Source organism: Nitrosomonas limosa (genome assembly GCF_054188085.1).
The window spans coordinates 1482688-1496731 of record NZ_CM135180.1 but is presented as its reverse complement, the minus strand read 5'-3'; the positions used below and the strand labels follow the sequence as shown (position 1 = coordinate 1496731).

10 protein-coding genes and 1 pseudogene are annotated in these 14044 nt (G+C 49.8%); 10 read left to right on the top strand and 1 reads right to left on the bottom strand.

All coding sequences use genetic code 11. The features are described from left to right. On the bottom strand, nucleotides 1-384 hold the full coding sequence (locus tag ACV7NC_RS06795; RefSeq protein WP_458154755.1) for a VOC family protein: 384 nt from the start codon (nucleotides 382-384) through the stop codon (nucleotides 1-3). Between the two features lie 392 nt (nucleotides 385-776). Between ACV7NC_RS06795 and ACV7NC_RS06790 the strand changes: the two genes are divergently transcribed. The 10 genes and pseudogenes from ACV7NC_RS06790 to ACV7NC_RS06745 all read left to right on the top strand — a co-directional run bounded on the left by ACV7NC_RS06790 (nucleotide 777) and on the right by ACV7NC_RS06745 (nucleotide 14004). Beyond that, entirely contained in the window at nucleotides 777-1289 is a 513-nt protein-coding gene (locus ACV7NC_RS06790; protein ID WP_458154858.1) for a chemotaxis protein CheW, read from the top strand. 47 nt (nucleotides 1290-1336) lie between these two features. Next, the gene (locus ACV7NC_RS06785; RefSeq protein WP_458154754.1) at nucleotides 1337-3061 is read left to right on the top strand and encodes a methyl-accepting chemotaxis protein; all 1725 of its coding nucleotides are present in this window, start codon (nucleotides 1337-1339) and stop codon (nucleotides 3059-3061) included. Between the two features lie 50 nt (nucleotides 3062-3111). After that, nucleotides 3112-4149, top strand: a complete 1038-nt coding sequence (locus tag ACV7NC_RS06780; protein ID WP_458151853.1) for an IS630 family transposase — start codon at nucleotides 3112-3114, stop codon at nucleotides 4147-4149. 414 nt (nucleotides 4150-4563) lie between these two features. Beyond that, nucleotides 4564-7692, top strand: coding sequence for an efflux RND transporter permease subunit (locus ACV7NC_RS06775; RefSeq protein WP_458154753.1), 3129 nt, complete (start codon nucleotides 4564-4566; stop codon nucleotides 7690-7692). Between the two features lie 103 nt (nucleotides 7693-7795). After that, nucleotides 7796-8332 (top strand): annotated as a pseudogene (locus tag ACV7NC_RS06770) (shikimate kinase); the annotation flags it as partial. Between the two features lie 60 nt (nucleotides 8333-8392). Further along, nucleotides 8393-9493 (top strand): 3-dehydroquinate synthase, encoded by a 1101-nt coding sequence (gene aroB / locus ACV7NC_RS06765; protein WP_458154856.1) that lies wholly within the window; start codon nucleotides 8393-8395, stop codon nucleotides 9491-9493. Further along, nucleotides 9486-10607, top strand: coding sequence for a deoxyguanosinetriphosphate triphosphohydrolase (locus ACV7NC_RS06760; protein ID WP_458154752.1), 1122 nt, complete (start codon nucleotides 9486-9488; stop codon nucleotides 10605-10607). The genes aroB and ACV7NC_RS06760 overlap by 8 nt, the downstream gene beginning before the upstream one ends. A gap of 347 nt (nucleotides 10608-10954) precedes the next feature. Next, nucleotides 10955-12028, top strand: a complete 1074-nt coding sequence (gene hemE / locus ACV7NC_RS06755; RefSeq protein ID WP_458154751.1) for a uroporphyrinogen decarboxylase — start codon at nucleotides 10955-10957, stop codon at nucleotides 12026-12028. A 31-nt stretch (nucleotides 12029-12059) separates the two neighbouring features. Continuing rightward, the gene (locus ACV7NC_RS06750; RefSeq protein ID WP_458154750.1) at nucleotides 12060-12749 is read left to right on the top strand and encodes a response regulator transcription factor; all 690 of its coding nucleotides are present in this window, start codon (nucleotides 12060-12062) and stop codon (nucleotides 12747-12749) included. Further along, a complete protein-coding gene (locus tag ACV7NC_RS06745) occupies nucleotides 12730-14004 on the top strand; it encodes a sensor histidine kinase (RefSeq protein WP_458154749.1) in 1275 nt (424 codons plus the stop codon). The genes ACV7NC_RS06750 and ACV7NC_RS06745 overlap by 20 nt, the downstream gene beginning before the upstream one ends. The last annotated feature ends 40 nt before the right edge of the window (nucleotides 14005-14044 follow it).

The window sequence follows — 14044 nt, the reverse complement described above, 5'->3', positions numbered from 1 at the left end:
TTATTCCGGGGCCGGTTCGTGTGCCGGAAAATCCAGTTCGACTTTAGCGCCATCCGGATCATGGCAGAATAACTGCCATATTTCCAATCCTTGCAAGCGCTTTAATTCATAAGGGATTCCGTGCTGTTTAAGCGTATCCACCGTTGTTTGCAAACCGGAAGCGGTAAAAGCCATGTGGTCGATGACACCAGCCGCATCAGCCGGCAACGGTTTGCCCGCCATGATATGTAACACCGCTTGATCGCCCGTGTAGAGCCAAGCGCCTGGAAACGTAAATGGCGGGCGGTAGCCTTCTGAAAGACCAAGAATATTAATGTAGAACGCTTTGCTTCTTTCAAGGTTGCTGCTTAAAACCGTGAAATGATTCATACCGAGAATCTTCATTTTGTTGTCCTCCTGCATCATGCTAACCCCGATCCGGGTAAAGCTGAATTTACGCCGGATTCTTACAAATACTTTCCTGTATCCCTGTCTATATAGTGGTTTTTTTCTATCTTATTCGATACTTTGGTTTTTACAAACATCGTTAGAATGGAAATAGCGATATTCTTAGTATTGATTGGTACTGCTCAGAACTCGCGGCAGACGGTCAGTGTAACAAAGTTTATCAACTATGGTTATATGTGACGATTTCTTTTGCGTAATCATCAAGAAATCAATTAAAGATAATATTTCTTTTTGTCGTAAGAAAACTCCTACTTTATCGATTTATTTTGATAAAGGTTTGAATCACTAACTAATATCAGATAGTAATGCAGCTAGAAGGAGTGGAAACCATGTTTCAGGAACAGACTGCAAATAAAGCGACGGAATCCGCCGGTGCAGTAGTTGCAGGTACAACAAATGAGTATCTTACTTTCCGCTTGGGAAATGAAGAGTATGGGATTGAGATCCTCAAAGTGCAGGAGATCCGTGGCTATGAAGCCATCACGCAGATAGCCAACGCGCCCGATTTCATAAAAGGGGTTGTGAATTTACGCGGCATCATTGTACCGATCATCGATATGCGGATTAAATTTTGCCTGGGCAGCGTGGAATACGATCAATTCACCGTGGTGATTATTTTGAACGTTGCCGGCCGGGTCATGGGGATGGTAGTGGATGGCGTCTCCGATGTAATCAGCCTGGAACCCGAGCAAATGCGCCCAACGCCGGGATTGGGTTCGGTGATTGATACCGAGTACATCATGGGGCTTGGGACGATTGATGATCGAATGTTGATCATGATCGATATCGAAAAGCTGATGAGCAATCCTGATATGGGATTGATCGAACAAAGCATTAATTGATTTTTTGGATGGACTGGGTTTTAGCAGGTTACTTTGAGGAGAGCTAGATGTTAAATAATATGATGATTAGATCAAAACTGATGTTGGTCATTGGCATGCTGTCGGTGCTGCTGGTTGGTGTCGGTGGTTTGGGTTTATACGGAATTGATCAATCCAATGGTGGTTTAAAGACGGTGTATGAGGATCGCACGGTTGTTCTGTCGGATTTGGGGACGATCATTGATCGCATGCATCGCAGCCGTTTTTATGCCGATGCTGCGGTAAACTCGAAAGATGTTGGAGTGGTCAAACAGCGCGCAGCGGCAATTGCAAAAGGCGATACTGAAATAGAAGTGCTATGGCAGAAGTTCATGGGTACTGTACTGGTGGCCGAAGAAGAGAAGCTGGCGCTTACTTTCGGGCAACAATGGCCGACTTATAAACAATCACGGGATGCCGTGCTGAATTTTGCGATGGCGGGTAATTTCGATGCGGCCATGGCAGCGGCATCGGGCGAAGGCGCCATGCATTTTGAAGCAGTGCATCAAACCATGCTGAGCTTAATAGAACTCCAAGCTGGAATCGCAGGACAAGAGTACGCGGAAGCGCAAAGCAACTTTAATACAGTGTTTGCGCTTACGGCAACGATGGTGGGTTTAGGAGTTGTATTGGCAATTATTATCGACATTCTGCTAATTCGCGCCGTGATAGGTCCGCTCAATGAAGCAATAGCTGTTGCCAATGCAGTGGCAGCCGGTGATTTGACTAGCCGGATTGATGTGAATTCGACTAATGAAACAGGACGATTGCTGCAAGCACTTAAAACTATGAATGATAATCTGGTTGATTTGGTTGGAAAGGTACGCATGGGTACAGACCAGATTGCTACGGCATCAGGAGAGATCGCATCGGGTAACTCGGACTTGAGTCAGCGCACCGAAGAACAAGCATCGAGCCTGGAAGAAACCGCATCGTCGATGGAAGAATTGACATCCACCGTGAAGCAGAATGCCGATAATGCCCGCCAAGCGAATCAACTGGCGGCAGGCGCATCGGAAGTCGCGGTTAAAGGTGGTACAGTGGTTGGTCAAGTGGTGCAGACCATGAGTTCGATCAATGAAAGTTCCAAGAAGATAGTCGACATCATCAGCGTGATTGATGGTATTGCGTTTCAAACCAACATTTTGGCCTTGAATGCCGCAGTCGAAGCAGCACGAGCTGGAGAACAAGGGCGTGGATTTGCAGTGGTGGCAACGGAAGTACGAACCCTGGCGCAACGCTCAGCGGCGGCAGCGAAAGAGATCAAAGAACTGATCAGCGACTCGGTTGCAAAAGTAGAAGATGGAACACGGCTGGTCGACGAAGCAGGTGCGACGATGGACGAAATCGTGAGCGCGGTGAAACGCGTAACCGACATCATGAGCGAAATCTCCGCGGCTTCGCAGGAACAAAGCTCGGGAATCGAACAAGTCAATCAAGCGGTAACGCAGATGGACGAAGTAACGCAACAAAATGCAGCGCTGGTGGAAGAAGCGGCAGCAGCGGCAGAATCGATGCAAGAGCAAGCGCAATCGCTCACGCAAGCGGTCAGCATATTCAGGCTATCAGGTGGTTATGGAACGGCAACGCCGGTTAAAAGAAGTAACCGTCCGGCAACGGTCGCGAAGCTGCCGAACCGAGGTCCGGCGACGAAGAAAGCAGCCGTAGCACCCAAAGCAAGCGCAGCCAATGAACCGGCGCCCCGTAAAGTTGCGTCCGGTGGCGGCGGGGATGATTGGGAAGAATTCTATTGACTCGGCACAATAATACTTGAAATTTATGAATCGCCCCCCATCTTGTTGAAATGGAAAAAGACGACGCAAGATATTCGACGCTGGAGCAACTGCATGAACGGCGCAAGCAAGTGGTGCGGTTGCATCGCAAGGGCTACGGCGTGATGCAAATTGTTGAGCTCAGTGGGCTTTCGTATCCGACAGTTCGGTTTGCGATAGATCGGTATGAAGAAGGCGGATTTTCCGCCCTGAAGCCAGGGATGCGAGGCAAGCGTGCTGGTCAAGGGCGGGCACTGACAGAGGAACAGGAACAAGCCATCCGCAAGATCATTTGTGACAAGCGCCCGGAGCAACTGAAGATGGAATTTGCGCTGTGGAATCGGGCGGCGGTCATGCAACTGATAGAGCGGGAGTACAGCATCAAGCTGTCGGTGCGCGGCGTAGGCAACTATCTGTCACGTTGGGGTTTCACTCCCCAGAAGCCGATCAAGAAGGCCTATGAGCAGCGGCCTGAAGCCGTACAAGCCTGGCTCAACGAGCAATACCCGGAAATTGAGAAGCGCGCCAAGGCGGAAGGCGGCGAGATTCACTGGGGCGATGAAACTGCCTTGGTCAATACCGATGTGCGCGGTCGTTGCTATGCTCCGGCAGGCAAGACGCCAGTCACCTACGCGACTGGTGGTGCGCGACAGAAGCTATCGATGATTGCCGCAGTGACGAATCAGGGCAAAACACGCTGGATGATCATCGACGAGGCCTTCAACGCCGACAGGCTGATCGAATTCCTCGAAGCGCTGATCAAGGATGCCGGGAAGAAGGTATTCTTGATTCTCGACAATCTGCGGGTTCATCACAGCAAACAGGTCAAGGCATGGGTCGCTGAACGACAAGACAAAATCGAGCTGTTCTACCTGCCCAGCTATAGCCCGGAACTGAATCCGGAGGAGCGCCTCAATGCCGACCTCAAGCATGCCATCGGGACGAAAGTGCCGGTGCGCACCAAGGCCAAACTCAAACTCGCTGCCACCGAACACATGGTTAAACTTGAACAATCACCCGAACGGGTCAAAAGCTTCTTTCAAGATCCGAGGGTCAAATATGCCGCTTGAAACTTCAAACTTAATCTGACCGGATCAATAAAGCTTGCATTGTAGTCGCAGTCAAAATAATGAAACACCACCTGACTCTTGGGTGGTGTTTTTGTTTTTGTAGTCGGCATGACTGCAGTTTGTTCCAAAACGATGTCATGACCAGTCCGCGGGATTTGCGGACGGCTCAGGAAAACTGCTTGCAATCATGTGATCGGATGACTTACCTAAAAGCGCTGACGAAGCCGGAGCTGATGAAAAAAATCTCGACAGTTGCAGCGATTGTTACAATAATGAAAAAATCCATCCGAGTAACGCCAAAAAATATTCGAATTTTGGATTGTTATTGAATCCGATCCACATCAGCTCCAACCATAAATTAAGTACGAATACTTGAATTTTGCGGGAGCGCTAAAAAAGTACGGTAACAGCTACATGGTTAATTTCTTTCTTGCGAGGCCGATCTTCGCTTCGGTACTGTCAATTATTATTGTGCTAGCAGGATTGGCTGCAGCGGTGCAGTTACCGGTTGAGCAGTATCCGCGTATTACGCCGCCTACGGTTATTGTAACTGCGACCTTTCCGGGTGCAAGTGCCGAAACCATGATTAAAACCGTAGCTGCGCCCATCGAAGAAAAATTGAGCGCCATCGAAGGGTTGTTGTACTTCAATTCCAGCGCTGATTCCAGCGGACGATTGACGATTACGGTTACCTTTGAAATCGGAACCGATGTCGATCGGGCTGTTTTCAATGTCAGCAACGAGGTCAATACCGCGCTGGCGCGTTTGCCAGATGAAGTCAGGCGGACCGGTATAACGGTGCAGAAGCGCTCCAATGATTTACTGCTGGTCTTTGCGTTGACTTCCAAGAATCCTGATCACAACACCTTGTTTATTAGTAATTTTATTACGATTAACTTGTTGGATGATTTGAGACGGGCCACGGGTGTGGGTGAGGCGCGGATATTTGGAGCGCAGGATTATGCAATGCGGATCTGGTTGCGCCCGGACCGCATGGCGCAACTGGGCGTCACTACCAGCGATGTCGTGAGTGCTATCCGCGCGCAAAATGCGCAACAAGCGATCGGCAAAATCGGACAGGAACCGGCGCTGCTTGATCAGCAATTGGTTTATACCGTGACTGCCAAAGGCCGGTTATTGGAGCCTGAGCAATTTGAGGAGATTATCCTGCGCTCCGATGGCATGCGCGGTGTGCTGTATTTGAAGGATGTCGCACGTATTGAACTCGGCGCGCAGGATTATGCCACGCGCACTTTGCTGAACGGTCAGCCCGGTCTTGGGGTCGGAATTTTTCTGCGGTCCGGTGCCAATGCGCTGGAAACCGCGGCGGCTGTCAAAGCCAGAATGCAGGAATTAAAGCAATATTTTCCAGAAGGCGTGGAGTACGTCATTTCCTACGACACCAGTGTGTTTGTCAAAGAATCGATCTGGGAAGTCGTGAAGACCTTTGGGGAAGCCATGCTGCTGGTAGTACTGGTAGTCTATCTCTTTTTGCAAAGCTGGCGGGCGACCCTGATCCCGGTGATTGCCATTCCGATTTCGTTGATTGGCACGTTTGCCGGGCTGTGGCTGCTGGGATATTCCATTAATACCTTGACGCTTTTCGCCATGGTACTGTCGATCGGCATTGTGGTCGATGATGCTATCGTGGTGCTGGAAAATATCGAACGTCTGATCTCGCATGAAAAACTATCACCGTTTGATGCGGCGATGAAAGCCATGCAACAGGTTTCCAGCGCGGTGGTCGCCATGACCATGGTGTTGGTAGCGGTGTTCGTGCCGGTGGCGTTTCTGGGAGGGATTGCCGGGGAGTTGTACCAACAATTCGCGGTGACGGTGGCAGTGGCCGGTGTGATTTCAGGGATCGTGGCGCTCACGTTGACACCGACTTTGTGCGCGATGTTGCTGCAATCCACACACCGGCAATCGGCTTTTTTTACCTGGTTTAACCGTCATTTTGAGCGCACGCGCCGGTTCTATGTCGGCATGGTCGGCCTGAGTCTGCGTTATTCGATTAAAAGCGCACTGTTATTCACGGCGGTAATTGTGTGTTTGATCATTCTGGTAAGAAATATACCGGATAGCTTCGTGCCTCCGGAAGATCAAGGCTTTGTGCTCGGAGCGGTGATATTGCCGGACGGCGCCGCGCTCGGCCGTACCATTAAAACCGCCGATGCCATTACGACGGAAATGGCCAAGCTGCCTGGCGTTACTTTTCAATTTGCCGTCAACGGTTTGGATTTTATTGGCGGCGGTAATAAAACCAATGTGTCGACGATTTTCCTGCGAATGAAGGATTGGTCCGAACGCACCACGACGGCGGAAGATGTAGTAAAAAAAATGTCGGAAGTGGGTGCCCAGCAGCCGGATGGAATCGCAATTGCCTTTAACCCGCCGGCGATTCGCGGACTGGGCAGTACCGGCGGGTTTGAATTGTTTGTGCAGAGCCGGACAAATTCTGATCCGGCGCAATTGGCCCGTGTCGTCGATGAATTGATGCGAATGTTACGGCAAGAACCCAAATTGGCAACGGTCAATACTTTTTTGCGGACATCGGTACCGCAATATTTCATTGAAGTCGATGATGCCAAGGCAATCGCCCAAAGCGTGTCGATCGCGGATATCTATGCAACGCTGCAAAGCACCATGGGTACATTCTATGTGAATGATTTTAACCGCTCTGGCCGGACCTACCGCGTGCAATTGCAGGCGGAAGCTCCATTTCGCATGACGGCGGAGGATCTCGGTAAAGTGTATGTGCGTTCGGAATCGGGAGCGATGATTCCGTTATCGGCTTTAAGTAAGGTGAAACACATCATTGGCGCGGAACAATTGGAACGGTTTAATGGTTTGTTAGCGGCTAAGGTAATGGGCAGCGGCGCGAAGGGCGTGAGTTCCGGCGAAGCGATTGCATTGGTGGAAGAAATTGCAGCCCGGACTTTACCGGATGGATATCAGATTGCCTGGACGGGAGCCGCATTTCAAGAGAAAAAAATGGGACCGGCTGCGATTATTGCTTTGAGTCTCGCGGTTGTGATGGTTTTCTTGATTTTAGCGGCGCAGTTTGAGACCTGGGCGTTGCCATTGGCGGTTATCATGGCAATCCCGTTTGCGATGGTCGGTGCATTGCTGGCGATTCTGCTGCGCGGCATGCCGAATGATATTTATTTTCAGATTGGCATGGTGACTTTGGTCGGATTGACAGCTAAGAATGCGATCCTGCTGGTTGAATTTGCCAATCAGAAAATGAAGCAAGGCATGGCGGTCTCTCATGCCGCTTTGCAATCAGCGCAGCTGCGTTTCCGTCCTATCGTGATGACTTCGATGGCTTTCATTTTGGGAGTAGTGCCACTGGTGCTGGCTACCGGCGCTGGATCGGCAGCTCGGCAATCGATGGGCACCGGTGTTTTTGGTGGCATGATACTGGCAACGGCGGTCGCGACAATTTTTGTGCCCTTATTTTTTTCCTGGTTTGTGCGCAGGCAAAATCCCGGACAACCTGGAAACGGAGATAAAACTGCGCAACAGCAACCGTCCGCATGAAACGATCATTTGACGAGTAGTGCGCAAGATAATTCTGGCGGGAATGCGACCCAGTGAAAAGTGTTTCCGCGAGTAGGCGGTGATTTCAGCTACAATCACAGCTATGAATGTAAGTAAAACGAAAATACTGCAACCTCTCCACAAAAAAATCGGGAATACCAACATCATCCTGATTGGTATGATGGGTGCGGGTAAGACCACCATCGGCAAAGCGCTGGCCAGTTCTCTGAACAAAGAATTCATTGATTCCGATCATGAAATTCAGAAGCGTACCGGCGTAAAAATTCCGGTTATTTTTGAAATCGAAGGAGAAGCCGGATTCCGCAAGCGCGAATCGGAAGCGTTATTTGATTTGGCACGTAAAAACAATGTGGTACTCGCGACCGGCGGTGGAGCCATTCTGAGTCCCGACAACCGCCGGTTGTTGCGGCGCTGTGGCATTGTTATTTATCTGCGGGCATCGGTCAATGATTTGTACCGGCGTACCCGGCACGACAAAAACCGGCCCTTGTTACAGACTGACAATTTGTACGGCCGATTGACCGAACTTTACGATCAGCGTGATTCTCTGTACCGCGAAACGGCGCATCTGATCATCGACAGTGGCAAGCAAGGTGTCCGTTTTCTGATTCAAAAACTTATTAATAAATTAATCTCCAATGACCTCGATCACATTATGCACGGTAGTGATATGAACGCTATGCAAACCATTACGGTAGATTTTACCGCTTCATCCGATAAACGCAGCTATCCGATCCATGTTGGTCACGGGATTTTGCAGCAGGCCGACTTGATAGTATCGTGCTTGCCGCAAAAACGGGTGGCGATTGTGAGCAATACCACCGTCGCGCCATTGTATCTGGATAAATTGCGCACAGCTCTGGAAAGTAAAGGTGTTACTTCCATTCCGATCATTCTTCCCGACGGCGAAGCCAATAAGAATTGGGAAACATTGAACCTGATTTTTGACGCGCTGCTCACTAACCATTGCGAGCGTAAAACCGCTATTTTGGCGTTGGGCGGCGGCGTCGTCGGCGATTTAACCGGATTTGCCGCGGCAACGTATCTGCGCGGCGTGCCGTTCATCCAGATTCCAACCACGCTATTGGCGCAAGTGGATTCTTCGGTCGGCGGTAAAACCGGCATCAATCATCCGCTGGGAAAAAATATGATCGGTGCGTTTTATCAGCCGCGCTTGGTTTTAACCGATAGCGCAACGCTGAATACCTTGCCCGACCGGGAGTTGCGCGCGGGAATCGCCGAGATTATCAAATATGGCCTGATTCGTGATCCGCAGTTTTTCGAATGGCTGGAACAGAATATGCATCGCTTGCTGGCGCGGGATCCGGCAACGCTGAACGAAGCGATCCGGCGAAGCTGCGAGAATAAGGCAGAAATAGTGGCCTCCGATGAAAAGGAGAAAGGTGTAAGGGCGTTGTTGAATTTGGGCCATACCTTTGGCCATGCAATCGAAAATGGCATGGGGTATGGTGTTTGGTTGCATGGCGAAGCAGTGGCGGCCGGGACCATACTGGCGGCAGAGCTGTCGCGCCGCATGAAGCTGATTAGCGAAGCGGATGTGACTCGGATCCGCAAAATTTTTCTCCAGGCGGGGCTGCCGGTTGTTGCGCCCGCGATGCCGGTGGAAAAGTATCTGCAATTAATGACGCTGGATAAAAAGGTTGAAGCCGGTAAAACGCGATTTATCGTTCTGAATCGCATTGGGGAAGCCGTGATGCGCGCCGATGTTCCTCCCGAGTTATTGAACGACACGATTCTGGCTTGTATGCCGCATGAGTGAGCTTGCCGGTTACGCGGTGTCTTCTGAAAATTCACGAGGACGCGCAATTCATGAGGAGCCGCCGGCTGGACGTAGCGAATTTCAGCGGGACCGGGATCGCATAATCCATTCGGCGGCTTTCCGCCGGCTGGAATATAAAACCCAGGTGTTTGTGAATCATGAAGGTGATTTGTTTCGTACGCGTTTGACACATAGCCTGGAAGTCGCGCAGATCGGCCGGTCGATTGCAAGAAGCTTGGGATTGAACGAGGATTTGGTCGAAGCCATAACCTTGGCGCATGATTTGGGGCACACGCCGTTCGGACATGCCGGGCAAGACGCGCTGAATGAATGCATGCGCGACTATGGCGGTTTCGAACACAATCTTCAATCGCTGCGGGTTGTCGATGTGCTGGAAGAGCGTTATGCGGCTTTTGATGGGCTTAATCTATGTTATGAGACCCGGGAAGGTATTCTCAAGCATGTGGCCAGGAAAAATGCACAGAAATTGGGTGCATTGGGAGAGCGTTTTTTGCAGCACAAAAGACCTTCCCTGGAAGCGCAGTTAGCAAATTTTGCTGACGAGATTGCTTATAATAATCATGATGTAGACGATGGTTTGCGGTCTGGATTGATCAATTTGGCGCAACTGCAGGAAGTTTCGATTTTTTCCCGCCATCTTCAGCGAGTGAAGGCGAAGCATCCGTCACTTTCCGAGCGGCGTATGGTGTATGAAACCGTGCGCAATATGATCAATACGCTGGTGACCGATCTTATCCAGCAGAGCACCGATAATATCCGTGATGCGGGTGTCCGCAATCTGGAAGACGTTCATGCCGCACCGCCGTTAATCGGTTTTAGTGTACAAGTAAAGCAAGAACAGCAAGAATTAAAGAAATTTTTGTTTGATAATCTGTACCGGCATTTCCGGGTAATGCGCATGAATAACAAAGCGCGCCATACCATCGAGAAATTATTTGCCGCTTTCAGTTCGGAAACACGGCTGTTACCGGTAAAGTATCAGGAAAAATTTGATGCCGACGGGGAACAGGCGATTGCTGATTATATTGCTGGCATGACTGATCGTTATGCAATCAAAGAGTATCAGCGCTTGTTCACGATTGCGGCGGATTGACGGGTTTTTATTAGGGAAATGCTGATTATTTCGCCGAACGAGATGAGATGCAAAGCGGATGGAGCGCAAGAGACGAGACGTATCAATAGGATAGGAGAGTTTCAGAGCACCACCCAACGCCGCATATCGCTTGCGCAGGCAATTAATCAGCACTTCCTTAGAGCAGCAAAAATTTCTTTGAATTATTCACACATTGGATTTGTCCTAATTCGGGAAACGGTGTTCCCGAATAACCATCGGGTGGATTGAGAATATACGCGATGGCCATTCACTGGTAAAATTGCAGTCATGGTAAGGTATTTGCAAGATTGCAGCCTTTTATAACAACTATAAACACAAGCTTTGGAATGACAACATTTAAAAACGACACATTGCTGCGCGCATTGTTGAAGCAGCCAGTTGAATACACACCGGTTTGGTTGATGCGTCAGGCAGGAAGATACCTTGCGGAATATAATGAAACGCGAGCGCGAGCCGGGGATTTTCTTTCTCTCTGCAAGAACCCCGGATTTGCAACCGAAGTCACCATGCAACCCCTCGCGCGTTTCCCGCTGGACGCCGCGATACTGTTTTCCGATATTTTGACGATACCGGATGCGATGGGATTGGGATTGTATTTCTCCCAAGGTGAAGGTCCTATGTTTAAACACCCGTTGCGTGAAGAAGCGGAAATCCGGGCATTGAAGGTACCTGATCCGGGAGCAGAGTTGCGTTACGTGATGGATGCGGTATCGGAGATCAGAAAAGCGTTGGACAATCGAGTGCCGCTGATCGGCTTTTCCGGTAGTCCTTTCACGCTTGCATGCTACATGGTGGAAGGGCGCGGCGGCACCGAATTCCGTGAAATCAAGACCATGATGTATGCGCGTCCCGAACTGTTGCATCATATCCTGGACGTCAATGCCAAGGCGGTAACGGCTTATTTGAACGCGCAGATCGAATCGGGCGCGCAAGCAGTGATGATTTTTGACACTTGGGGCGGCGTGTTGTCGCACGCGGCGTATCAGGAATTCTCCTTACGTTACATCCGTCAAATTGTTGCCGGATTGAAACGGGAACAGCATGGCTCGCGCATACCCAACATTGTCTTTACCAAAGGCGGCGGTTTGTGGCTGGAAGCGATTGCAGACAGCGGATGCGACGCCGTCGGATTGGATTGGACCATTGATATCGGAGAAGCACGCCGTCGTGTTGGCGATAAAGTGGCATTGCAAGGAAACCTCGATCCGTCTGTGCTGTTCGCCACGCCTGAAATCATTGCCGCAGAAGTTGATAAAATTCTGGTGAGTTACGGCAACGGGAGCGGGCACGTGTTTAATCTCGGTCATGGTATTTCGCAATTTACACCGCCGGAGAATGCTGCGGCATTAGTCAACGCTGTTCATACTTTAAGCCGCAGGTTCCATGCCGGTGGGGCGTGAACACAACCAATTGATAGTTGCAGGTAATCTTATGCATATATTAATTATTGAAGATGATCTGGCGATCGCTGCCAACTTATATGACTTTCTGGAATCAAGAGGACACACGGTCGACGCAGCCGTGAATGGTGTTGCTGGTTTGCATTTGGCGGTTACACAACGGTTTGATGCAATTTTACTCGACTTAGGATTGCCCGGAATGAACGGTATGACGCTCTGCCGTAAACTCAGGCAGGAATCGCAAATCGACACGCCGATTTTGATGCTGACCGCACGTGACACGCTCGAAGATAAGCTGGCGGGTTTTGAACAAGGGGCGGATGATTATTTGATCAAGCCCTTTGCGTTAAAAGAAGTGGAAGCCCGTTTATTGGCGCTGCATAAGCGGCATGCCGGAAAAGTAGCCAATCGCACGCTGGAATTTGACAAGCTTTCCTTTGATCCAAAAACGCTTTCCATTCGTTTTGAGAACAAAAACGTCAAGCTTCCTCCCAAGTGCATCCGTCTATTAGCTTTGATGATGAGCGAGCCGGGCAGGGTTTTCAGCCGTGAAGAATTGGAAATGGAAGCTTGGGAAGATGTACAAGAAACCAGCGATACCTTGCGAAGCCACATGCATATTCTGCGGCGGGCATTGACCAAAGCCGGCGGATACGATCCGATAGAAACCGTGCACGGTCTCGGTTATTGTTTGACATCGCGTGTTCAGATTCCCGAGTGAAAACAGCCTGCGCTACCGGGTTGCCGTAGCGCTGACAACATTTAGCGTTTTTATCGTCGGGACGCTTTGCATTATTCTTTACTTTGTTTCGGATAACATTGAGGAAGAGCATATTGAGCAGGTAATCGAGATGGAAATGGATCATCTCGTTCAGCGCTATCAAAAACAATCTGATTCTATTTACCAAGTAGGTTTGCATCTTAAAAGCTATGTGATTCATAGCATTGATGCTGAGCTGAAAATTCCAACTTACTTGCGTGGATTGAACGCGGGTTATCATCGAATTTACTATGGTCTGGAGGATTTTCACGTACTGGTTCGTACCGACCAAGGGGTGAAATTTCTTGTTGCTTACCGGATTGCGTTGCATCAGCAACGGCTGAGTAAATTACGAGTGATTATTTTGTTTTCCTGGTTTGCAGTGGTTGCCATAGCATTCGTCGTCGGGTATTTACTGGCTGGTGTGCTGGTCAGGCAGGTGACGGATCTGGCGGATCGTGTCAGTACTTTGGCAACGGAGGGCAATCAAACAGGACTGTTGCTGCAGCCGGGTATGGATGAGGAAGTTGCGCAGTTGGCGCAGGCTCTGGATGATTACCAAATCCGCATTAAGCGGATGTTGCAGCGTGAGCAAGAGTTTACCGCCAATATCAGTCACGAATTACGGACACCTATTACCACCATTCTGACCAGTTGCGAATTGCTGGCTGCTTCTTCTGACATGCCGGTGAGAGCGCAACACCGGATAAAAATGATCGAGAGTGCGGCGACGCGCATGGGCGAGCAATTGCAAGCTTTGCTGTTCTTGGCGCGGGAACAGGCGTTGGGCGTCACCGAGCCGGTTGCGATCGCTGAGTGCGTGTACGATGCCGTTGAGCCGATTTGCACCGAAATTTACCGTAAAGGACTTGATTTTGAAGTTAATATCGCACCGGCGGTGACGGTCGTGCTAAATCGTCAAGCCTTGCATACCGCTCTGATGAACTTGCTGCGCAACGCTGTCCAGTATACCGAGAGTGGTTTTATTCGAGTGGATTACGATAACCAGCGTTTATCCGTCACAGACTCGGGAATCGGTATTGAGCCAGCCTATTTGCCGCTTCTGTATGAGCGTTTCTTCCGCGGATCTTCACAAGGTGAAGGATTGGGCATCGGGTTGGCGATTGTAAAACGCATTTGCGATCACTACGGCTGGCGCATCGAAGTTGATAGTACCCCCGGTAAAGGTACGACTTTCCACATTATTTTTCCTTAATATTTCATAAAAAAGTATTTCGTTCACTTCACGAATTTTT